The sequence below is a fragment of the Granulicella rosea genome, from assembly GCF_900188085.1.
GTDB classification, from domain to species: Bacteria; Acidobacteriota; Terriglobia; order Terriglobales; family Acidobacteriaceae; genus Edaphobacter; species Edaphobacter rosea.
The window spans coordinates 1-22,946 of sequence record NZ_FZOU01000018.1 but is presented as its reverse complement, the minus strand read 5'-3'; the positions used below and the strand labels follow the sequence as shown (position 1 = coordinate 22,946).

The following is a 22,946-nucleotide window of genomic DNA, read 5'->3' as shown; positions in this document are numbered from 1 at the left end:
GGTTGCCATGTATAAGAAGACTCTCCTCCTCGTTTTGAGCGCCTTGGCTGCGACCGCCGTGCTGGCCGCGCAATCGACCGATACGACCAGCAGCGCCGTGCCGGTCAAGGCGATTGCGCCGTCCGAGATCCACGTGGACAAGGGCGGCGCCAGCGCGGTGCTACCGCTCTATGTTTCGGCCGACTGGTCGCGTCCGCTGCCCAATGTGACGCGGGCGTTGCTCGTCTTTCACGGCAAGCTGCGCAATGCGGATGAGTACAACCTCTCCGGCCAGAAGGCGATCGCGACGGCGAAGGCGGGCGACGCAACGCTGCTGATTACGCCGCAGTTTCTCGGTCAGCAGGATGTGGATGCGTTTCACCTGGCGCCGAGCACGCTGCGCTGGGCGCCCGAGGCCTGGATGGGCGGGGACGATGCGACGGCTCCGGCCGCCATCTCGTCGTTCGACACGATCGACGCGATTCTGAACCATCTCGCCGACCGGAGGATCTTTCCCAATCTCAAGACCGTGGTCATTGCGGGACACTCGGGCGGCGGACAGGTTGTGCAGCGGTATGCGGTCGTCGGCAAGGCGCCGGAGCGGCTTGCCGCGCTGGGCATTGCGACGCGCTATGTGGTCGCCAATCCGTCTTCGTATGTCTATTTTTCGCCGGAGCGGCCGCTTGAAGATGGGAGCTTCGGTCTGCCACGCAAGACGTGTTTCGGCAAGTACAACCACTGGAAGTATGGGACGGAGAATCCGCCGCCTTACGTCGGCGACGCTTCGTTCGCGAACCTGGAGACGCGGTTCATCACGCGCGATGTCATCTATCTGCTGGGGACGAAGGACACCGATCCGAATCATCCGGCGCTCGACAAGACCTGCTCGGCGGAGGATGAGGGCGCGTACCGCTATGTGCGCGGGCACAACTACTTCCGCTACCTGATGGGGCGTCACCAGGCGCTGACTCAGCGGCTTTGGGATGTCGAAGGCGTCGAGCATGACGGCGACAAGATGTTCAACTCGCCGTGCGGTTTGTATGCGCTGTTCGGTGTGGGTCGCTGTCCGACGCAGGGTACGACGAAGCCTTAACCTGGATTGCGTTTCGGTGTACGGCAAAAACAAGCAACGACAAAGGCAAACGCAGGTCCTTCGCTACGCTCAGGATGACAGGCATTTTGGGAGGGCTGCCGGCGCCGGGCCGCGGGATGAAGCTGTGGCTTCGCTACGCTCAGCGATGACAGGCATTTTGGGAGGGTGCGATGTACCCAAGGCAATCTGCTGCACACGACACTAAAACCGCATCTTCGCCACGATCTTCGCGAACTCCGGGTCTTTGCGCAGCTCGTCGAGCGATGGGTCGATCTTGGCGTAGACCATTGAAGTAGAGCGGTCTTCGACCGATCGCTCCAGCGCCTTGATCGCCTCGGCACGCCGGTCGAGGCCGAGGTAGACCAGCGCCAGCGCGAACGGCGGGACGTACTTCGACGCCGAGCGCGCCTGCAGTTCGGCGAGGATCTTCTCCGCCGCGGCCGTGTGTCCGCCCCGCGCCAACGCCTCGCCGAGCAGGCCGCTGACGTATGGGTCGCCCGACTCCTTCTCGGCGATCTGCAGATCCTTGATGGCGGCGGCCATATCGCCGCCGCGAATCTCGGCGATTCCCAGACGGGTGCGCGCGCGAACGAAGGATGGGTCGAGTTCGAGCACCTTGCGATACTCGGCGATGGCTTCCCCGTTGCGGCGATCGAGGTATTCGATCCAGCCGACGTTGGTGCCGATGATGAGCGACAGCGGATCGAGCGCCTGCGCGCGATGGACCTCGTAGAGCGCCTGCGGGAAGCGGCCCATCGCGGCGAGATCGAGCGCGTACCAGTGGTGCGCGGTGGCGTAGTTCGGGTTGAGCGCGATGGCGCGTTCGAACTCCTGCTCCGCCGCCGGACCGTTCCAGTCGGTGAAGAAATAGATCATGCCCAGCGATGCGTGGGGTTCGGCGAGCGTGGGATCGAGATGGATGGCGCTGAGGGCGGCGGCGCGCGCATCGGGGTTCGCCGTCTTGCCGCTCTCGACCGAGAACGAGGCCAGCAGCGCATACGAATCGGCGAGGCCGGCATAGGCCGGGGCATAGTTGGGATCGGCCTGAATGCTCTGGCGGAAGCACTCGATGCTGTGGCGCAGGCCGTCTTCGGTGCGGCGGTTCCAGAAGTAGCGGCCACGCAGATAAAGCTGATAGGCGGCGGGATCGACCAACGCCCTGGGCGCGGGCGGGACGCTGGCCGGAGGGTCGACCACCAGCTTGCGCAGCTCGGCGGTGAGATCCCGATCGGCCGCGGACTGAATCCGCGCGATCCGGTCGCTGGCGTCGCGATAGGAGTGCGACCACAGGAGCTGCCCGTCGCCGGTGCGCCGCAGTTCGACCTCGAGGGCGGAGCCGGCGGCGTTCTGCGTGACGCGCGCCGTGATGACCGCGTCGGCCTGCTGCTCCCGGCCGGCTGCCTGCACGTCGTTCGAAGCCGCGGTGTACTTGAGCACGGAGCTGAGCGGCCGCACCGGAACCATGTTGCCCAACTGGCCGATCATGGCGTCGGTCATGCCCATCAGCTCTTCGTCGTTCACCCCGCTGCCGGACATCGGCAGGACGACGAGCGACGCGATGTGGAAGCTGGCTGCGCGCGCCTTGTGGACGCGCCACGCCGTACCGCCCAGCAGCCCGGCGACGAGGAGACAGGCGGCGAGGGCCCAGGCCGTTCGGGAGCGATGCGGCCGAGCGTCCTGTTGCGGCGCGGCGGCTCGGACCGGAGCGACCTGCTCAACGGGCGATCCGGACGGAGGCCCGGAGAGAGCGCCAGCCGCGCTCCGCGCTTCGCTCGCCTCCACCGGCGAGAGATCCACCGGCGACAGATCCACGACGCGGGACTCTGGCGCCGGCGCGGGCAGCCTGTCCGGCTCCGTAATCGCAATCTGCGCCACGGGGCTGATAAACCGGTATCCGCGGCCCGAGACAGTCTGGATATACTTTCGATCCTGGGGGTCTTCGCCGAGGACGCGGCGCAGGGTGGAGATCGCTACCGTGAGGTTGGACTCTTCGACGAACGAGTCCGCCCAGACGATATTCAACAACTCCGTCTTGGTGACGAGCTGGCCGGGACGCTGGACCAGGGCGAGAAGCGTGTCGAAGGCGCGGGCCGGCAGAGCAAGCGGCTCCTGCTCGCGCGTGAGCAGCCGATTTCCCCCGTCCAGACGAAACGGACCGAAGCCGTAGACCTGTCCCCGCTGCGAGGCTGGGGCTACTGGACGGTCTTCCCGAAACACTGGCATCACGGTCTCCACAACGAGCCAATCTATCATGCCACGATGTGGTTTCGCTTGCGATTGCGTCGACCGTCGATCGCCCCGAAAGCTGCTTTCAGAAGGCGTCCGTCTCAGAGCGGATCGTTGGATGGGGTCTCTCGAGAGCTAGCTGCTCCGTTCCTCTTGCCGGATGGAGTCGCCATCGCACCCTGTCAGACCGCCGTCGCTGTGAGCGCCAACGGGCGCACAGGCGCAACCGCTAGCTTTCGCTCCTGCTCGGAGATCCTGCGATACGTCGTCAGAGCCTGGGCCACCACCTGATCCATGTTGTAGTACTTGTACGTTGCAAGGCGCCCGACGAAGGTTACCTCGCTCTTACGGTCGGCAAGTTCCTTGTACTTCGCATAGAGCGCCATATTCCGAGGCCGCGGGATGGGATAGTAAGGATCGCCCTCAGCCTTTGGATACTCATAGACGATGCTCGTCCTGGGGGATACCTGGCCCGTGAGATATTTGAACTCCGTGATGCGCGTGTAAGCCTGATCGTTGGGATAGTTCACAACCGGCGCAGCCTGAAAACGTTCCCGGTCATGGGTCTCATGTTTGAACTCAAGCGAGCGGTAGGGAAGTGCGCCGAACCTGTAGTCGAAGTACTCATCGACCGGTCCCGTGAAGATGACCTTCGCGTTCGGGTAAGCATGCGCGACGTCCTGATACGCCACGCCGGTACGGATCGTGATGCGCTTCGAATCCAGCATGCGTTCGAACATGCGCGTGAAGCCATGCAGCGGCATGGCCTGATAGGTATCGGTGAAATAGCGATCGTCGCGGTTGTGCCGAACGGGGATGCGTCCGGCCACCGAGGCGTCCAGCTCCGAAGGATCGAGTCCCCATTGCTTGCGTGTGTAGTTGCGGAAGAACTTCTCGTAAAGCTCGCGGCCCACGCGGCTCACGACGATATCTTCAGACGTTCGAATGGTGCGGCCGGCTTCGGCGCGCGCTGCCAGGAACTGCTGCATGCCGTCGCCATCCAAAGACAGGTTATACATACGTTCGATGGTGTCGATATTGATGGGGATGGGCAGGAGTTGACCGTCGACCTGAGCGAGCACGCGATGCTCGTAGTTCCTCCAGCTCGTAAACTGCGATAGATATTGCATGACTTCCGTGGAATTCGTATGGAAGATATGTGGTCCATACTTATGGACCAGAATGCCGGCGGCATCGTAATAGTCGAATGTATTGCCGCCGATATGATCGCGTTTATCGACGATCAGAACGCGTTTGTCCATGTCGTTGGCGAGGCGCTCCGCGAGAACGCCGCCCGCCAGGCCCGCGCCCACAACGAGGTAGTCGTAGCTCTCGCCGCGAACGGGCCGCATCGTGCGGCGGGTGAGGGAATGCATCTCGACTGGAGTCACCCGTAGCGGGCTGACATACTGCGTCTTGTACTGCGCGGAACGCTCGCGTACGCGTTCGATCTCACGCCACATCGCGGCCCAGGTCTTATCCCACGAACCTGTCGCAAGCTGCTCGGCAACCGCCGTCCGCCATGCGTCAGGTTGAGGCTGGAGCGCATGCTGAATGGCGTCCGCGAACTCTTGTGCGTCATGAGCGATCGCGACCAGACCGGCGTTTCCATATCCGGAGATCACATCGTGAATGGGTGTAGAAACAACGGGCTTGCCCGCCGCGAGATACTCCGGCGTCTTTGTCGGCGAGATATACCGGGTTGCTTCATTCAGAGCAAAAGGAAGCAGAGCCACATCCCACCCCGCGAGATACGCGGGCAACTCCATGTAGCTTTTCGCGCCGAGGTAGTGAATGTTATCGGCCTGCGGCAGAGAGGCAGGATCGATCTTGACCACCGGGCCGATCAGAATGAATTGAACGTGCGGACAGAGCTCCGCAAGCTGCGCCAGCAGGTCCTTGTCGAATCGTTCATCGAGCACGCCGAAGAAGCCTGCACGCGGATGAGAGATCTCCGACTGATCGTTGGGATCGTTCTGTATCGTCTGCGCCTGCGCAAAGTGGGAGACATCGATCGAACTTGGAAACGCATGGACGTTGGCATGCTGTTTGCGTTTGCTCTCATAGAGGCTCATGCCTCCGGTGAAGACAACGTCGGCTTGCGCGAAGAGCTGCCGCTCGCGTTCCTGTAGCTCAGGCGGCGCGCCGAGAAAGCCGCTCAACTCATCCATGCAGTCGTAGACCGTCGCTTCCGGTTGTAACTCCTGGGTGAAGCCCAGCGCCATCGGCGTGTAATACCAACGCACGTAGCGCTCCAGCTTGAACTCTTCGAGAAACTTCGCGAGCAGGCTGCGCAGCATGTCATCGGCGTTGCCCGCGCGCGGCAGATGTGGACGCAGCACCCAAAGCTGCGCCTGTTCCTGCATCACTTCAAGCGTCGGCGTACCGTCGCCATTGTCATCCGCATCCCAGTAAGGCTCTTCCCAGAAGAACGTACGCCGGTCGCGCGCGCACCGAGTGAGCAGGTGTTGAGGCCGCTGCGTGACGAAGCGCCACCGCAGGTGGCTGAAGCAGAGTAGATCGACGCTACGAACGACGGACGGTTCCGCGCACGAGTCCTGAAGGATATTTTGTTCCGGTCTTGAGTCGCTCTGCAAGGATGGCCTCTGGGTTACATCGGTATCGAAATAATGCGTGCTTGGTTTAGCGTGTGATGTGCAAAGCCCGCAGCACGTTGGATAGCAGGGACGAACGGAAATAAGAAAGTATCCCGACTAACCGATCCGTCATGCTCCGCATCACAAACTTGGCCGAGTGATTCAAGCCGCGATTGAACGATTCGTAAGTAACAGAGACCTCAACAGCATGGATCTATATGTCATCTCTCCACACCGCGACGACGCTGCGTTCTCTTTGTCCATCGCGATGCGTCATTGGCTCGGCCGCGGTCATCGAGTTCAGATCGTCAACATCTTCACTCGCTCGCTGTACGCGCCCTATGCGGATGTCGAATCCATCCGCGAGGAGGATCGCGTGAACTATGTCTCTGGACTTCGCCGCATGGAAGACGAGTCGTTTCTGAAGGTCATGCACGGCGCAACGAAGTTCGACCTGGATCTGGACGACTCGCCCATCCGGCTGGGCTGCCACAGCTCCGAGGTTTGCGCCACGCTTGAGACGGGAACGGATGCAGCTCTCCCCGCGATACGCGGTCATCTGCAGCGCCTTCTTCATCAAGAGGATGTTGCCCTGGTGTTGCCGCTTGCGCTTGGACGACATGTCGATCACTGCATTGCGCGCAACGCCGCGCTACCTCTTGTCCCGTATCTGCCATGCGCCTTTTATGAAGACCTGCCCTACGCGACGAGGCAAGGCGCGCGCGCCGATCTTGATGAGGTGCGGCGTCGACTGATAGAGGAGCATCGCACCTCGCTGACGCCGGTGCTCTGCCATGACGCGGGGATCGATCCTATCGGCTTCAAGCGCGCCAACGCAGGGCTCTACTCGTCGCAGATACGTGCAGAGGAAGCGCAGCCGATCGCTGAATTTTCGCGGCGTTATGGCGGTGGCGAGAGACTCTGGGCCAATGCAAAGTGGCTCGCCGCGGCGGAGGCCTTATCGCTCTCGACCAATCAGGTCGATCCGCAAGGATACCCATTGCCAGCATGAGCACTCCATCTCATCCCTCGACGACTCCGCTTGCAGGCGCCAGCATAGCCCCAATCCACGGGCTTTGCCGCGCCTCCGTCATCGTCCCGGCGCGCAACGAAGAAGAGTCTCTTGGGGAGACACTGGACGCGTTACGGTTGCAAGTCGAGCTCGATGGGAGACCGCTCGCCTGCGCTCGCTATGAGGTGATCCTGCTGCTGAATAACTGCATCGATGGCAGCGCCGCACTGGCGCGTCGTTATGCGGAGCGCTATCCGGCCTTTCATCTGCATGTGCTGGAGTGTGAGCTTGCCGCGGATTGGGCCCATGTCGGCACGGCGCGCCGCATGCTCATGGACCTGGCATGCGAGCGTCTGGAGTCCCTCCGTCTTCGCGATGGGGAAGCTCGCGCCATCCTTTCGACCGACGCGGACACACGCGTTGCCGAAGACTGGATCGCTCAGAACCTTCGCGAGATTGCAGAAGGCGCGGATGTCGTCGGAGGCCGCATTCATCTCTCCGCCGCGGACCTCGACGAGCTGGCGCCCGGCACACGACTTTACTACGAACGCGATTGCGAGCTGCAGCGTCTGGTGGCGGAGGTAGAGTCGCTGCTGGACCCCGATCCCGCGGACCCGTGGCCGCGTCATCTTCAACACTTCGGCGCATCGTTGGCCTGCACGCCGGCGATCTATCGCGCCAGCGGCGGCCTGCCCCCGGTAAAGCCGCTGGAAGACGTCGCTTTTATCGATGCGTTGCGTAAGGTCGGCGCGCGCATTCGTCACTCCTCACGGGTCAACATCACCACGTCTTCGCGTCTCGACGGTCGCGCTGAAGTTGGACTTTCCGGGCAGCTTACGCTCTGGACCGAAGAGCAGGCGCGGGGGCTGCCACAGATGGTCGACTCGGCGGAGTGGATGATGCATCGCTTCCGAAGCCTCGCCAACCTGCGCAGAGTCAATGTCGCGTTGAGCCCTCGGGATCTTGAGACGTTTCCTGCCGGCTGGCGCGATCGCATTCGCCATTGCCAGGAGCAGCGTATGAGCACTGCGCGCTTTCTCGAACGGATCGACTGCAACGCTCTCATCGAAGAGACCTTCGAGGCCTACAGGGCGCCGCGCCATGCGGAGATCACCGGTGTCATTCAACGACTCGAGGCAGCGCTCGTCATACTTCATGACGCTGCAACACATCGATCCTGAACCGCTCGTGACGCGAGGAGTGCATGCTCTTCCACTCGGGACGAGTCAGCCAGTAGCCATGCACATCGTCGCCGGTAAGTGGGTAGTCCGCGACCGGCTCCGTCAGGTGGACAAGCACCAGATGTCCTCCCGCACGGTGCCGCTTCGCGAATGCATCGGCCACGCGATGCAGGTCGGTCATCGACCAGTAGTACGCCACCTCGGAGAGCACCACGAGATCGAACTGTTCGTTCGGCAACTCTTCGGGAACCTGCATGCGGGCGAACCTTACCTGCGGTAAAGCCGCGCACCGGCGCGCCGCGAGCGTCAGGGCCTGGTCCGATACATCGATGCCGAGCAGCCGCCTGCAATGCACCGCCAGACAGGCCGTCAGCACGCCGATCGAACACCCCACCTCGACCGCGTTGTCGTACATGCCGCGCGGTAGACTTTGAATCGTTCGCGCGTATTTGTCCCGCTCATAGGCGCTGCTTTCGAAGTCCCACGGGTCGCGCTTGAGCTGGTAGATCTTCTGGAAGTACTTTGGCTGAAGCGACTCCGTGGCTGGGTCCGAGGCCCACAGGCCCCACTCCGTTCCATCGGCGTATCGCCCCGACTTATCCAGAGACGCGCGGCCTGTCGCCGCCAGCGCCTGATCCGGCGCTGGTTGTCGCAGGTACATGGTCAGATCGCGCAGGATGCGTTCGAACGGGTGCGGCTGCAGAAGACCATGCGCGCCCACGCCTGTCGTCACCAACTCCATGACGCGCGTCGCCTTGCGCTCGATTGCGATGCGCATCCGGTTGGCGCACTCGATCATGCGCTCCCTGTGCTGTTTCTCCTCGCGATAGAAGCTCTGCTCCGCGACAAGGGCGGCGCGTTCGACCCAAAGCACGGCCTCCTGGGTGAGGATGGAGATCTCTCCAAGCCGCGCAATCTGATACGGATCTCCCTCGCGGCCAACCTCCTTCAACCATGCGGTGAACAGGCCGTGCAGACGCACCAGTGCGCCGGTCTGTACCGCCGCGAACCGGATGGCGCCGCCGCGAAACATGGGGTCGCGATAGAAGTCGCCCGGCGCGCCGATCAGCTCTTCCTGCTGCAGCGCACCGCCGCTGAAGTCGACCTGAAAGCTCTCGGAGCTCTCCATTCCCAACGGATGCCAGAAGCTGCGATCGAGCGCCGCCCCCAGCGTATCCATCTTCGGCAGGGTCATCTGCCAGCCCTGGCCTTCGAGCTCCGCGGTCACGATCGGCCGTTGGACGAAGGCGGCGCCGGTCGCGAATGTCTTGATCCCTTCGAACCGCAGCCTCCCCTGCACGGCCTCGATGCGCAGCACCTGCGGGCCGCCTGTGTTCCATACGCCGGAGATCATGCCCGCGCGGCACTCGTCCGCCAGCCGCGCCACCTGCTCCGCGGAGCCATACCGCGCCACAAGCAGCACGCCATTCACGTGACCTTCGTAGATCCGTCCCAGCGCAAGATCGGCGCCACCCACAATCGTCAGCAGCTTCAGCAGCGGCAGGTGCGTGCCCGCATCGATGCCCAGGCCAAGACCACCTGCCGCGACAGGGAACGGCGCCATCATCAGGCCAAGCGCGGCCAGACGCTCCAACTCCCGCCGGGGCGCGGCGTTCAATCCAAGGTTCGGCCTCATCGCCAACTCATGCGCGAGCGCGCGGCTTTCGCGCAGGAGCGCTTCCAACATGGCTTCGCGATCGCCTGCGTCGAGAGGCGCCGTCGTTTCCCGTTCTTCCGTCAACTTTTCCATACATCCCCTTGCATGCGCTCGCGGTGCTCCATCTTCGATTCGCGCGGCCTTCATCACCGCTTCGACAAGGCTGGCTGGATGCTCGTCGCCTCGCCATCCACAGCCCTCGCCATCATGCTCGCCTGCAGCACGACTTCGGCAGCAAGATCGTTGCGCAGCGTGCGCGCGCCCCAGTCCTCCGCCACCTCGATGAGACCGCATGGGCAATGCCGCTCATCGTCCCATCCCGGGTAGTCCATTACCGGATAAAGGCAGACGCCGAGCACCGGGACCCCAGCGCGCTGCGCCTGTCGCACCTCGGCGGCGATATACCCAATCCACCCGTTCGCCGCCTCCGCCTCGGCGCCTGTCTCGGTGATGACAATCGGACGGCCGTAGCGCCGCCAGAGCTCCTCCAGCATGAGGTGCAAGGGCCGATGACCGGGATGTCCCAGCGGCGTCCGCTCGCCATCATGCACCCACTGGTTGTTCCAGTAGTAGTTCACGCCGATCACGTCGAGCAGCTCGGTCGCGCCTCCAAGCTCCCCGGCGAGATCCCCACGCAACATATCCCATGCCTCGAACTGCGAAGCGTTGTGTCGCGCCACATCGCCGGCTATGCCGGGAGTCTGCTCCAAGTCTTCTTCATCCGCCACGATATGGATGATCGGCTCCGCCTGCACGAAGCGCGCCCGCGGATCGACTCGCCGAATCGCCTGGATCGCCAGCACGGACGCGCGCACGAGCTGTCGCTTCAGCGCCGGTCCCTGGCCCTCGCGGTGCGGCCAGAAGGCCTGCACATCGCCTCCGACCCAGGCCCAGAAACTGATCTCGTTGATCGGGCAATAGAAGGGAACGGGGCCATCGAATCCTCCCGTGCGCTCGAAGACCTGACGCGCGGCCGCCTCGGCAAATGTAGCGAATCGTGTTACAAACTCACCGCTGAAGACATCAAGCCCATCGGGCACTCCCCAGTGGCAGAGATCCCAGATGACCTGCGTTCCGGAGGCGGCGGCGGCATCGAGTAAAGGGAGAAAGCTCGTCCAGTCGTACGCGCCGGGCGTCGTCTCAATCAGATGCCAGCGCAAGCCGTCGCGCACCGTGCCGATGCCGGCGCGCTGCAGCATCCGGTAGTCGGCCTCCGCGTTCCGGTCGTGTTGTCCCTTCGCGATTACGTCCATCCGAAGACCGTCGCGTCGACGATGCGTCGCACACTCAAAACCGCCCATGAAGAAGCTCTTGAACTCTGCACTCAACTCGTTCACCTGCGCATAAGGTCGCCCTGCAGATGGGTAAGATGCAACATCGATCCAAAGCAGCACGCGACGATCGGAATGAGTTCAACGTCTTCTACATGACCTTCCGCCGGGCCGTGACAAATATCTGGAATGCGCGGAGACACAAAATAAACCTCCCGCATCCAACAGCGCGGACGTACGTGTGATCCCGCCCTACATTGAACGGATCGTGAGATCACAGTGAACATGCTTCAACGTACGGCATGCCCACTCCACAACTTACATGTACGCTTCGGAGCCAACTATGTATCACCACGTGAAGAAACTGATGTACACCGTGAATATCGGCGAACCCGATCCCAAATTCGGCCGCATGCTCCTCGAACAGTTTGGCGGCGCGAATGGCGAACTCGCAGCCGCCATGCAGTACTCCATCCAGGGTTTCAACTGCGAAGACGCCGCACGCAAAGATCTTCTGATGGATATCGGAACGGAAGAGCTAAGCCACCTTGAAGTGGTCGGCGCGTTGATCCGCATGCATCTGAAGCCCATGAAGGACGAACGCGAAGCGGCGGAGGCCGACCCTCTCGTCGCCATCGCCGGTGGCGGCGGCGTGGCCCTGTTCGACTCCATGGGCAATGCATGGACCTCGGATTATCTGAAGATCACGGGCGATCTGGCCGTCGACCTGCGCAGCAACATTGCCGCCGAGGCTCGCGCCAAGATCGTCTATGAACGCCTCATCGCCTTCACCCAGGACAAGGGTTCGAAGGAGGCGCTGCAGTTTCTCATGACGCGCGAGATCACGCACATGCGCGCCTTTACCGCCGCCCTCGACAGCATGGAGAAGCCGCAGTTCGCCGTCGGCATCATCGAACCCACCCCCGGACTTGTCGATCAGTTCTTCAACGGTTCGACCGGTGAAAATCAGTATGGCGACACCGATTTCAAGGGCCCGTGGAATAGCGGCAACGGCCTTTACACCGTCCAATCCGAGATCAAGGGAGGTGAAGGTTTGAACGTTACCCCGTACGACCCTCAACCCGGCACGGAGACCACCTCGCCCATCGATTCCACGCCGGTGGGAGAGTGGACCAACGGCGTGGGTCCGAAGCAGAAGGCGCTCCACGAGGCCAAGGAAAAGGAGGCGGCGAAGGGCGCGGTGGACGAGGCCTGAGACGGCGGCCGCGGAGCGCGTATGCTGTCGGCGCGCCGCGATGGAGCAGTATCTCCGGCTCCGGTTGCGATCTGACCACAACCGGAGCCACGCCGACGGTGGCGCTCTTCCAATCTTCGAAGAGCGCCACTTTCCTTTGCTGTCGCCGTCACGCGATGCGGGGTTGCGATGGCGTCCGATAAGAAGTGTTCGGTATATTCGCTTCGGCGCCGCGCCTACTTTACCGGCGGTTGCGCGCTCATCTCGAACTCCAGCACGCCGCCCCCGGCGAGCTGTGCGTGCCGCAGCTTGAAACCAGCGATCTCCGTTCCATTGAAGGTGACACGCCGCACGTAGACCTTGCCGTCAGCGGCGCCCTTTGCGATCACGCGCAGTCTCTCGCCGCTTGGCAGCAAGACCGTTGTCTCATGGAATCGCGGCGAGCCGAGCCAGTACTCCGGCACACCGGGCGCCACCTGGTAGAAGCCCAGCGCGCTCAGGACGTACCACGCGCTCATCTGTCCGGCGTCGTCGTTTCCCGCCAACCCACCCGGACCGTCGCGGTACTCGCTTTCCATCAGAGCGCGGACGTGCGCCTGTGTCTTCGCCGGCGCGCCGGCCGCGTCGTAGAGGTAGGCGATATGGTGGCTGGGCTCGTTGCCATGATCGTAGTACTTGCCATCGAAGAGCCGATCGAGCTTTTCTTCAAAGCGTTTCGGGCCGCCTTCGAGCGCGATCAACCCCGGTACATCCTGCGGGACGAAGAAGGTGTAGACCCACGGCGTGCCCTCGGTGATCCAGCTATATTTACCCGCGGGTTCGAAGGGCGAAACCCACGCGCCGTTCGCGAGCCGGCCGCGTGCGAAGCCGGTTTGCGGATCGATGACCTTGCGCCAGTTCTGGCCGCGCCCGGTGAACAGGGCTGCGTCGGCGTCCTTGCCCAGATCCTTCGCCAGCGCGCCGATCATCGCGTCGTCGAAGGCATACTCCAGTGTGCGCGAGACCTGCTCGTTCTTATGGAAGGCATCGCCGATGTGATCCTCAAGCGGGATGTAGCCGTACTTCAGATAGGAGTCCAGCCCGCGCCGGCCCTTGCCGTCGATATACTCGGCGCGGTCCTTCGGAAGCTCCGTCGCATTCTTGCGCATCTGGCCGTAGGCGTGTTCGATGTCGAAGCCGCGCAGACCCTTGCGCCAGGCGTCGAGGATGGCGACCGAAGCATGATCGCCGACCATCTCCGAGGTGTAGCTGTTCCAGGCCGGAAAGATGGGCAGAAAGCCGCCCTCGTCGCCCTTGGCCATCAGCGACCGCACAAAGTCCACACTGCGTTGCGGGTCGAGCAGCGTGAGCAACGGAAGCTGCGCACGGAAGATATCCCACATGGAGAAGTCGTCGTAGTAGGTGAAGCCATCGGCGTGCGCGATCCTGCCCATGCTGGCGAAGGCCGGATAACTGCCGTCGACATCGCTGAGCGTGCGAGGGTGCAGCAAGGCGTGATACATCGCGGTGTAGAAGATGGTGCGGGCGGGGATGTCGTCCTTCACTTCGATCTGTCCCAGCGAGCGATTCCACGCGGCGCGAGCCTGCTGCTTGACGGCGTCGAAGTCGAAGCCGGGAATCTCCGCGCGAAGGTTCCTGCGCGCTTCGTCCACGCTGACGAACGAGGTTCCGGTGCGCGCGACGACCACGTCGCCCGCATGCGCGCCGGGAAAGCGTACATAGCCGCCGAAGCCGGGACGGGGCGAGCCCGTGGGCATGTCGATGACCGCCTTCGAGGCTCCGACGACGGCGGTCGAGATGGCCGGGATCCGAACCACGCCGACCGGTTGGCCGTCGCCCCGTTGCTCCGCCTTGCCCTCGGCGATCTTCGCGCCGGCAAAGGCGCCGGAGTCCGCGAAGGGCTTGCTGAACTCGACGACGAAGTAGCCGCTGAATCCGGCGAGCTTGCCGGAGCCGGCATACTCGCGACGCACGGGAACCTCGCCGGTGACCTCTTGTTTTGCGGCGTCGACGCGCACCCAGCCATCGCCGCCGCGGGCGTTGTTTTCAATGACCACCCATGCGTCGTCGTCGCGCGTGAACTGGAAGCGCATGGCGCCCGCGCGCAGCGTGCCGGTGATCTCGGCCTTCACGCCGGCGTCTTTCAGCTCGACGCTGTAGGCATACGGCGCGGCGTGTTCCGTCGCGCGGTCGAAGCTGGAGGCGCGTTCGACCGCATTGGTCTTCAAGGCGCCCATGCCGGGAGCGAGCGTGAAGCTGCCGTAGTCCGGCACGCAGCTTCCGCTCATGAAGTGCGTGCCGCGAAAGCCCTGAATCTTTCGATCGCCAAAGTAGTAGGGAGCGACGCACTTGATCTCGCCCGCGCGCGTCTGCGGGCTCCAGTGCGTCATGGCGAAAGGCACGCCGGCGGCGGGATAGGTCTGGCCCTCATTCGCGGAGCCGACCAGGGGATGCACGTAGTCGGCGGGCCCGGTCTGGCTTTGCATGGGGATCGCCGCCAGCAACAGGCAAAAAGACAACAAGTTCTTCAACACAGCCTCCATAAAACAAGTGCCGCAGCCTTTGCTGCTAGGTGATGACGACGGCCTTCCGGGCGTCCGGAAACGCAGCCTTGCCGTTGAAGCGTTCGAGCTTCAACCCCTGCACGTTACTCGCCTGCAGCGCGTTCGAAAAGTACTTCTCGGGATGCTGGCCCCAGCGCGCGGTGCAGTCTTTTACCAGCACCCTGTTCGCATTGCGGATGGAGAAGACGGGCGTGTCGTGGAGCTCAAGCCCTTCGACGTTCGGGCCGGTCGGCCGGTTGTCGAACTTGCCGCCGGGATACTTCGTCCACTTGTCGATGGTGATGTCGATCTTCTCGAGCAGCACGTCCTCGATCGGCTGATCCTTCTGCCCGTCGATGCGCACGCTGTTCTCCGCGCGGCCGTGGATATTGCGCAGCCGGATGTTGCGCAGAGAACCGACCTTGCCGTCGGCCGTGCGCGGCCATGCGGTGATGGAGATGGCCTCGCCCCAGCCCCACCAGCGGGCTGCATGATGCTCTGCCGCGACGATCTCGATATCGCGAAACTCGATGTCTTCAATGTTGCCCGGCTGCCGGTGCGTGATCGTGGGTCCGCGTCCGGCGGATAGAACCTTGCAGCGCTCGAAGAGAATCTTCGAGATGTCGCCGAAGGTCTCCGTGCCTACCTTCAGGCCGCTGTCGCGCGAGCTGACGACGCAGTCCTTCACGGTGATGTTGCGGCTTGGGCCATAGTCTTCCTTCTGCTCGCTGGTCTTGATGACGATGGAGTCGTCCGCGCCGACGATGTCGCAGTTGCGAATCTCCACGTCGCGGCAGTGGTCCGGGTCGATGCCGTCGCAGTTGGGGACGTTCATGTAATTGCGCACGCGCAGGCCGTCGACCAGCACGCGCTCGCAGCCCAGCATGTGCAGGCCCCAGTTGGGCGCGCCGCCGAACGAGACGCTCGTGATCTCCATATCCTTCGCCCTTACCAGCGAGAACATGCGTGGACGGAAGGCCTTCGGCTCCCAGCGCTCGTCGGTCTCGTCGTAGGCGGTCATGAACTTGAGCGCCTGGCCGTCGAGCGCGCCGGGTCCGGTAATCTTCAAACCCTGCGCGCCATCGCAGTTCAGCATGGCCTTCAACGTTCCGTAGTCCGCGGGATCGGTGTTGGCGAGCAGCACCGCGTCCGAGCCGAGATGAAACTCGATGCCCGATCGCAGGATCAATCCGCCACAGAGAAAGCGCTTGCCCGCGGGCAGGATGACGCGGCCACCGCCACGGCTGGCCGCGGTGTCGATCGCCTTCTGCACGGCGGCCGTGTCGACGGTCGAGCCGTCGCCCGCCGCGCCATACTTCGTCACGTCGTACTCTGCTCCGCCCTGCATGCCGGGAAAGGCATAGCGCGGACTGACCAGCATGGCCGCCAGTCCAGCGCTTCCGGCATAGAGGAAACCTCGTCTTGTCTTCATGGATGCTGCTCCCTGGCCCTTCCCCTATCGTGTGTTCGCGGATATCTCGCCGATCGCTATTTCGAGAGGCGCAGGATCACTGAGCCGTGACGTGGAACGGTGATGGGCAATGTGTTGGAGATCGGTCCCAGGTCTTTCGCCATCCATACATCGTGAGCGCGCCAGCCGCTGGCCGCTCCCGCTTGCTCCAGATGAAGCGAGATGCCGCGCATGTACGTGCGTTGCTCGCCGAAGTTGAAGATCGCCAGAGCGACGCTGCCATCCGCGAGAGGACGAGCCCAGATCTCAACCGGCCCTTCGGCATAGATGCGATCCGCCTGCTTGCCCAGCGGGTCCTGATCGATGGCGAGTATCTCGCGGTTGGTAAGGATGGCGGTGGTTTCGGAGGTAAGTTGCGAAAGGTTGTTGCCCGCAAGCAGCGGCGCCGCAAGCATCGCCCACATGCCCATGTGCGTGCGGTTTTCGTCGAGCGTCAGCTTGCCGTTGCCGACCTCGAGCATGTCGGGATCGTTCCAGTGGCCGGGACCCGCGTAGCGAGCCAGACCCGCCTGTTCGCGGCCGATCAGCGAGATGCGGTCGAAGCTGGGCGAGATGTCGCCCGTCGTGCGCCACAGGTTGGCCCCGACCTCCGGACCCCATTGCCACACCGAGTCGAATCCGTACTGGCAGAGGCTATACACGATGGGACGTCCGGTCTTGAGGAGCGCCTGATGCATCTTCTCGTAGGCTTCGCGCATGGCCTTGTATTGAAAGGTCATCGCCTCGGGGCTGTCGCCTGGATGATCCTTGCGCATGACGCCGTTATGGAAGCTGCATAAGTCGTACTTGAGATAGTCGATGCCCCAGGAGGCATAGAGCCGCGCATCCTGATCTTCATGGCCCATGCTGCCTTCGAAGCGGGCGCAGGTCTTCGCTCCGGGCGAGCTATAGATGCCGAGCTTCAATCCTTTGCTATGGACATAGTCCGACAGAGCCTTCATGTCCGGGAATTTTTCGTTGCTATGCAGATCGCCGTTCTGATCGCGGACGCCCTCCCAGGTATCGTCGATATTGACATAGATATATCCTGCGTCGCGCATGCCGGAGGAGACCAGCAGGTCCGCGGCCTGACGAACATCTTTATCCGTCACCTTCTCCGCGAACCAGTTCCAGGAGTTCCAGCCCATGGGCGGCGTGGCGGCCAGAGGCGGCGCCGGCTTACTCTGCGAAAAAGCGAGAGAAGGTAAAAGAATAACTGCGAGCAATGCAAGGTAGCGGGTGCGCATGTGGACCTCTCTTGAGGAGTGAAAGCAAGCCTTTTTTTAGAAAAGTGCAGGCCGAAGCTGGAGCACCTGGACAACGCTTCGGCCTGCCGGGGTAAAGGGATTGTTTAGAACGAGAGCCGGGCGCCGAGCTGGAGTACACGCGGCGTGTTGGCCTGGCTGGTGATCTGGCCGAAGGCGCTGCTGGTCGGCGTCAGGTTCGGCGCGCCGAACTGCGGACGGTTGTTGACGTTGAACGCCTCGGCGCGAATCTGCAAGTAGGTGTGCTCGGTGAAGTTGAAGGCCTTCATGATCGAGCCATCCCAGTCGTTGATCGAGTCGATGCGGAAGTTGGAGAACTGGCTGGGCAGCGTGCGTACGTTGTACGTCGGCTGATCGGCCGCCGCGATGTCGAAGGCCGCGGTGTTGAACGACGAAACCTTCGGCGCGGTCTGGCGGTCGTTGTAGTTCAACGGCACGCCGGCATAGCGGATGACGTTGCCCAGCGTGAGCGGCGCGCCGGTCTGGTAGGTGTAGATGCTGTTGATCGTCCAGCCGCCGAGCGGGATGGTGAGGAACTTGCTGCCCTTGTCGCCGAAGATGCGTCCGCGGCCGTAGGGCAGATCGTAGGTCACCGCGGCGACCATGTGGTTGGGATGATCGTACTGCGAGATGCGAAGCTCCGGCGAGGCGTCGAAGTTGTTCAGGTAGGTGACGCGCTCCAGCACCTTCGACCACTGGTAGTTCACGAGGAAGGTGATGCCCTTGCCCGGACGCTTTTCAACGCGAACATCGAGCGCGTCGAAGTACGAGCTACCGGCCGGCGCGTTCTGCAACGTCACGCCGTTCAGCGGGTACTCGGGATACTTCAGCAGCAGTTGATAGGTCGCGGTGGTGGAGCTGTTGATGCTGCCCGCGCCGTTCGGCAGCAGGCCGGCGAGAGGGTTGGTGACGTTGGTATTCAACTGTGTCTTCACGGTCGCGTTGAGGGTCGGGTCCGTCGTCGCCGCGAGGTACTGCTTCGGGATGTAGTTGAGCTGCTGGTTGATGGGCAGCTTCAACGCGTGGTTGCCGACGTACGCGACCTCCAGCAGGTAGTTGCCCGGAAGCTGGTGCTGCACACCCAGCGTCCAGCGCTCCGAGTAGCCGTTGTGAACCACCGGGCTGAAGAAGGTGATGGCCTGGCCGTTGAAGGTCGCAAGGCCAGCCGACGAGCCAGCCGGCGCGAGGATGCCCGCCGGGAAAGGATTGCTCAGGGTGGCGTTCGCCGTGAGGTAGGAGTTCGTGGTCGTCTGGGCCTGCGTGGTCTGGCTGAAGCCTTCCTGGTTGATGGCGTTCTGATACGGCAGCTCTGGCAGGACGAAGATGCCGAAGCCGCCGCGGATCGCCGTCTTGCCATCGGCCTTTGGCGTGAACGAGAAGCCGACGCGCGGGCTGAAGGTGTGCGACTGCACGTCGTACATGTTGCGGTTCTGCGCGTTGGCGAAGGTCAGTCCGCCGTTGACGGCGAAGTTGGCTGCCGGCAGCAGCGCGATGGGATGCGCGGCATAGGCTGTCTGCGCCGCCGCTGCAATCGGATTCGCGGTGGTTGCCGCGAAGCCGTTCACGATGCGGTTGTCGCGCTCGTAGGGCGAGAAGTCCTGATCGAAGCGCAGGCCCATGTTCAGGGTCAGCTTGTTGCTTACGCGCCAGTCGTCCTGCAGGAAGGCGGCGAGGTACTTGTTCTGCGCCACCTCCTTCGCGTTCACGTCGTAGGAGGCCGTCGTCGGCAGGCCGAGCAGGAAGGCCGCGAGGTCGTTGCCGATGAGCGAGTTGGTCGATGTGCTGGAGGCGTTGGTCGCCTGCACGTACGAGGCGTCGAAGGTGTACGCGCCCTGCGATGCGCCGTAGGTGAAGCCGCCCTTCTGGTACTCGCGTCCGTCGAAGCCGATCTTCAGCGTGTGATTACGCACGATCTTGATGAGGTCGGTGTAGACGCCGAAGCTGTTGAAGACGCCGAGGCCAGGCGAGGTCGTGCTGGTGCCCAGGCACTGGATGACCGCCGTGGTGCAGGAGCCGAACTTGACCTGCGGGAAGAGCAGGATCTGCGCGTTGGTCTGCACGTAGGACGGCAGGCCGAGACTGGTCGCGCCAAAGCCCTGCGCGGGCGAGGTCTGGTTCTGCACGTAGCGGGTGTAGTTGATGCGGGATTCGCCGATCAGCGTGGGGCTGATGGTGTAGACATCGCCCAGCGTGCCGCCCCAGTTCCTGCGGGTCAGGATATCGCCGATGGCGATGTCGTTGGCGCCGAAGAACTCGTTGGCAAAGTTGTTGCGGTTGTTGCGGCGGATGGTGGCGAACAGCTTGTTGTTCTGCGAGATGTTGTAGTCCACGCGGAAGAACTCGTTGTCATAACGATCGCCGCCCGGAACCGCGCCGCTGTAGTTGTTCGAGCCGTCCGAGTTGCCGGTGACATTTGCTCCAGGGTAGTAGGCAGCCAACGCCGTCGCCACGGAGTTGAAGGATGAGGTGGGAATCTGGTTGTTCAGATACGGCTGCCGGGTCACGAGCGTGCCGGAGAGCGTGCCGGTGGACGGGTTATAAAGCTGTCCCGGGTCGGCGTAGTTCGTGGTCTGCGTGCCATAGGGCAGGCAGATTGCCGCAGCGGTCGCGGGATTGTTGGCATAGCCGCCGGGGCAACCCGACGCCAGCGTCTGCGAGAAGTCGCCCTTCAGCTCCGCTGCCGTCGGCACGGAGGTCGTCACCTGGCCGGGAGCGTTGTTGTGGATGCCCTCGTAGCCGAAAAAGAAGAAGAGCTTGTCCTTGCCGTTGAACACCTTGGGAATGAAGACCGGGCCGCCGATGGTGCCGCCGTACTGGTTGTACTGGTATGCGGCAAGCTGGGTGCCGGTCCGCTTGTTGAAGTAGTTGTTCGCCGCCAGGTTGTTGATCTGGTTAAACTCCCAGCCTGAACCGTGAATGCGGTTCGTGCCGCTCTTCGTAATCTGGTTCGCGACTCCGCCGCCGGTATGGCCATACGCGGCATCCGATTCGAAGGTGTGAATGCGAACCTCGGCCACGGCGTCGACCATCGGGCTGTACGCGGCGGAGTTGTCGGACGCGTTATCGGGCGCGCCGTCGATCAGGATCTCGCTGGTCTTGTTCGGCAGGCCGCCGATGCTGAAGGCCGAGACCGCGCTGTTGTCATACGCATGCACGGCGCCGGGGGTGGTCGTGCTGACGACGCCGGCGGTGTACTGGGTGAGCACCATGGGGGTGCGGCCGTTCAGCGGCAGGCTCTCGACCTGCTTGGTGGTCACGACCTGGCCGTTCGAGGCGTCCGCCGTGCCGAGCAGGGGCGCGTCGGCGGTCACCTGCACCACCTGATCGGATCCGCCGAGTTCCAGGTGGACGTCGATGTTGGGATGGTCGCCCGCGCTCAGGTTCAGTTGCGACTGCTTATAGTGCTTGAACTGCGGCGCGTCCACCTCGACCGTGTAGCTGCCCGGAGGCAGAAACGGCAGGGTGTACGATCCGGCGGAGTCGGTGATGGAGACCGTCTTGACGTTGGTCGCGGTGTTGGTTGCGACCACTTTGGCGCCGGGAATGACCGCGCCGGTGGTGTCGGCCACGCTGCCGCTGATCGTGCTGCTCGAGACCTGACCGAGCAGAGAGGCGGGGGCAAGGAGTGCGCCCGCAAGGAATATGGTGGGGAAAAACTTCTTCATAGAGCGACCTGACCTTCAAGAGATTTCGGACCGTTGTTCGTCTTCAGGTGCGATTGCAGAGTTCGGAACCGCCTGAAGGCATCGTTGAAAACATGAGAAGGTTCGTTTTTTGCGAAAACGACTGCCAAGTTAATTCACCGTAAGGACTTCGGTATGGGCAGCGCGGCAGAGAGGCAGAACTCCGCTGCCCTGCATTGGCAAGGTCAATGCGAGCTGCAATGGGTGCGAAAACTGGGGAATTTCCGGGTTGTAACGACGAAGTTCTAACGGTTAAGAGTTGGAAAGCGCCGGTGATTGCGCGCTGATGCTAAAATTCCACCTTGTTCGGATGTTCACGTGATGCCTCGCACCTTCTCTAATCCGCTGCAGAATCCGGCAGAGCCGACGGCGGCAGAGTGCGAGGCTCTCCTGGAGCGTGTCGCGGGCAGCACGCCGCTGCGACGATCGGCTAGGCTGCGCGACTTTTTGTTGTATGTCGGCAATCACGGCCTGCATCATGCGAAGGAAGAGCTGCATGAGCAGCAGATCGGCTCGGCCGTCTTCGGGCGCCAGCCCTCTTACGACACCGGCTCCGACAATATCGTCCGGGTGAATGCCACCGAGCTGCGCAAGCGTATCGATCTCTACTTTGCCGAAGAGGGACGCGAGGAGCCGCTGCTGTTCGAGATTCCTCGCGGGAGCTACACGCCGGTCTTTCGCCACCGGGAGCCGGACCCCCTGCTTGAAGATGCGACGCCGATGCCCGATCCGGCAGCGCCGGTTCAGACGTCCGATCCCCTGCCGCAGGCTGCTGCTGGCCGATCCTTCTCAGCGGCTCTTGTGGCGGCGCTGGCTGGCGCGATCGTCGTGCTGCTTGTCGTCGTGGGGGTGCTGGCGTGGCGAAATCAGGATCTGCAACGACATCTGCACCCGTGGCAGAGCCAGGCCGCGTTGCGCGCCTTCTGGGAGCCGTTCTTCGGCCGGGACCAGACCGTGAACATCCTGCTGGCCGACACCTCGTATGCGCTGGCGCAGGACATCACCCGCCAGCAGCTCTCGCTGAGCGACTACCTTAATTTTAGATACCAGCAGGTTCAGTCGCTCGACGCGCTCTCGGACGACGCCCGAAAGCAGGAGCACAAGGATCTGGGGATGATTCTTAGCCGGAACAACGGCAGCATCGGCGACTTTCGCGTCGCGCAACGCATCAGCGCACTGGACACGCGCGCCAATGCGACGCATCTGCTCTTCGCGCGCGAGTACTCGCCGGATGCGCTGCGTCACGGAACGTCGATCCTGCTTGGCAGCCGGCGGTCGAACCCGTGGGTGGAGCTGTTCGAAGACAAGATGGTCTACAAGTTTGGCGTCTCGACCGATCGCACCCTGGCGACGGTGACGATCCAGCATCCGAAGCCGGGCGAGCAGGCGCAGTATGCCTCCGCGGCCGATCCCTCGGCCAAGACCGGTTATTGCGTCATCGCCTTTCTGCCCAACCTGAGCGGCGGAGGCGACACGCTCCTGCTGGCCGGCACGGACTCGCAGGCGACCGAGGCCGGCGGCGAGTTCCTCACGAATAACGACTCGCTGGAGAGCTTTCGGAGGCAGATGGGCACGCCCGGTTTTCCGCACTTTCAGCTTCTGCTGCGCACCTCTCGGCTCAGCGGCACGCCGCTCGGCTCCGAGGTGATCTCGTACCGGATCGCGGCGGCTCCGTAGGAAAACGCAGCGTTTTTACAACCTACAGATGAGGAGTTCTCTTTCGTAGATCATCTCTGGTGGGAGGTGGTCGTGGAGTTGGAGGAAGATCTCTTCGTGTCCGATGACCTCTCGTTT

13 protein-coding genes are annotated in these 22,946 nt (G+C 62.9%); 5 read left to right on the top strand and 8 right to left on the bottom strand.

Annotated features, from left to right (window positions below):
• Positions 1-7 precede the first annotated feature (7 nt).
• Entirely contained in the window at positions 8-1,072 is a 1,065-nt protein-coding gene (locus CHB87_RS21465; RefSeq protein ID WP_142988478.1) for an alpha/beta fold hydrolase, read from the top strand.
• Positions 1,073-1,273: 201 nt separating this feature from the next.
• Here the strand turns inward: CHB87_RS21465 and CHB87_RS21460 are convergent, their stop codons facing one another.
• On the bottom strand, positions 1,274-3,295 hold the full coding sequence (locus tag CHB87_RS21460) for a winged helix-turn-helix domain-containing protein (protein WP_176441923.1): 2,022 nt from the start codon (positions 3,293-3,295) through the stop codon (positions 1,274-1,276).
• 185 nt (positions 3,296-3,480) lie between these two features.
• Positions 3,481-5,895, bottom strand: coding sequence for a UDP-galactopyranose mutase (gene glf / locus CHB87_RS21455; protein ID WP_089410507.1), 2,415 nt, complete (start codon positions 5,893-5,895; stop codon positions 3,481-3,483).
• A 208-nt stretch (positions 5,896-6,103) separates the two neighbouring features.
• On the opposite strand from glf, the gene CHB87_RS21450 reads away from it, so the two are divergent.
• Both CHB87_RS21450 and CHB87_RS21445 read left to right on the top strand, forming a co-directional pair.
• Positions 6,104-6,907 (top strand): PIG-L deacetylase family protein, encoded by an 804-nt coding sequence (locus tag CHB87_RS21450; protein WP_089410506.1) that lies wholly within the window; start codon positions 6,104-6,106, stop codon positions 6,905-6,907.
• Positions 6,904-8,088: a glycosyltransferase family 2 protein gene (locus CHB87_RS21445; protein ID WP_089410505.1), complete on the top strand. Its 1,185-nt coding sequence runs from the start codon at positions 6,904-6,906 to the stop codon at positions 8,086-8,088. The genes CHB87_RS21450 and CHB87_RS21445 overlap by 4 nt, the downstream gene beginning before the upstream one ends.
• Here CHB87_RS21445 and CHB87_RS22075 read toward each other — a convergent pair.
• Both CHB87_RS22075 and CHB87_RS21435 read right to left on the bottom strand, forming a co-directional pair.
• A complete protein-coding gene (locus tag CHB87_RS22075; RefSeq protein ID WP_176441922.1) occupies positions 8,054-9,775 on the bottom strand; it encodes an SAM-dependent methyltransferase in 1,722 nt (573 codons plus the stop codon). The genes CHB87_RS21445 and CHB87_RS22075 overlap by 35 nt on opposite strands.
• Positions 9,776-9,891: 116 nt before the next feature.
• Positions 9,892-11,073, bottom strand: a complete 1,182-nt coding sequence (locus CHB87_RS21435; protein ID WP_217897090.1) for a glycoside hydrolase family 1 protein — start codon at positions 11,071-11,073, stop codon at positions 9,892-9,894.
• Between the two features lie 298 nt (positions 11,074-11,371).
• Between CHB87_RS21435 and CHB87_RS21430 the strand changes: the two genes are divergently transcribed.
• Positions 11,372-12,232, top strand: a complete 861-nt coding sequence (locus CHB87_RS21430) for a manganese catalase family protein (protein ID WP_245818175.1) — start codon at positions 11,372-11,374, stop codon at positions 12,230-12,232.
• Positions 12,233-12,447: 215 nt separating this feature from the next.
• Here the strand turns inward: CHB87_RS21430 and CHB87_RS21425 are convergent, their stop codons facing one another.
• The 4 genes from CHB87_RS21425 to CHB87_RS21410 all read right to left on the bottom strand — a co-directional run bounded on the left by CHB87_RS21425 (position 12,448) and on the right by CHB87_RS21410 (position 21,134).
• Complete coding sequence (locus CHB87_RS21425) at positions 12,448-14,745, bottom strand: GH92 family glycosyl hydrolase (protein WP_245818173.1); 2,298 nt, start codon at positions 14,743-14,745, stop codon at positions 12,448-12,450.
• Positions 14,746-14,779: 34 nt separating this feature from the next.
• Positions 14,780-16,186, bottom strand: coding sequence for a glycoside hydrolase family 28 protein (locus CHB87_RS21420; protein ID WP_089410502.1), 1,407 nt, complete (start codon positions 16,184-16,186; stop codon positions 14,780-14,782).
• 56 nt (positions 16,187-16,242) lie between these two features.
• The gene (locus tag CHB87_RS21415; RefSeq protein ID WP_089410501.1) at positions 16,243-17,451 is read right to left on the bottom strand and encodes a glycoside hydrolase family 27 protein; all 1,209 of its coding nucleotides are present in this window, start codon (positions 17,449-17,451) and stop codon (positions 16,243-16,245) included.
• Positions 17,452-17,555: 104 nt separating this feature from the next.
• A complete protein-coding gene (locus tag CHB87_RS21410) occupies positions 17,556-21,134 on the bottom strand; it encodes a carboxypeptidase-like regulatory domain-containing protein (protein ID WP_089410500.1) in 3,579 nt (1,192 codons plus the stop codon).
• A 339-nt stretch (positions 21,135-21,473) separates the two neighbouring features.
• Here CHB87_RS21410 and CHB87_RS21405 point away from each other — a divergent pair, with 339 nt between their 5' ends.
• Entirely contained in the window at positions 21,474-22,829 is a 1,356-nt protein-coding gene (locus CHB87_RS21405) for a hypothetical protein (RefSeq protein WP_089410499.1), read from the top strand.
• Positions 22,830-22,946 lie beyond the last annotated feature (117 nt).

Bases quoted from the DNA above. Each gene is read 5' to 3' on its own strand.
- CHB87_RS21410 (WP_089410500.1), bottom strand. From the start codon at position 21,134: ATGAAGAAGTTTTTCCCCACCATATTCCTTGCGGGCGCACTCCTTGCC.
- CHB87_RS21405 (WP_089410499.1), top strand. From the start codon at position 21,474: ATGCCTCGCACCTTCTCTAATCCGCTGCAGAATCCGGCAGAGCCGACG.
- CHB87_RS21445 (WP_089410505.1), top strand. From the start codon at position 6,904: ATGAGCACTCCATCTCATCCCTCGACGACTCCGCTTGCAGGCGCCAGC.
- CHB87_RS21465 (WP_142988478.1), top strand. From the start codon at position 8: ATGTATAAGAAGACTCTCCTCCTCGTTTTGAGCGCCTTGGCTGCGACC.
- CHB87_RS21460 (WP_176441923.1), bottom strand. From the start codon at position 3,295: ATGCCAGTGTTTCGGGAAGACCGTCCAGTAGCCCCAGCCTCGCAGCGG.
- CHB87_RS21420 (WP_089410502.1), bottom strand. From the start codon at position 16,186: ATGAAGACAAGACGAGGTTTCCTCTATGCCGGAAGCGCTGGACTGGCG.
- CHB87_RS22075 (WP_176441922.1), bottom strand. From the start codon at position 9,775: ATGTTGGAAGCGCTCCTGCGCGAAAGCCGCGCGCTCGCGCATGAGTTG.
- CHB87_RS21415 (WP_089410501.1), bottom strand. From the start codon at position 17,451: ATGCGCACCCGCTACCTTGCATTGCTCGCAGTTATTCTTTTACCTTCT.
- CHB87_RS21450 (WP_089410506.1), top strand. From the start codon at position 6,104: ATGGATCTATATGTCATCTCTCCACACCGCGACGACGCTGCGTTCTCT.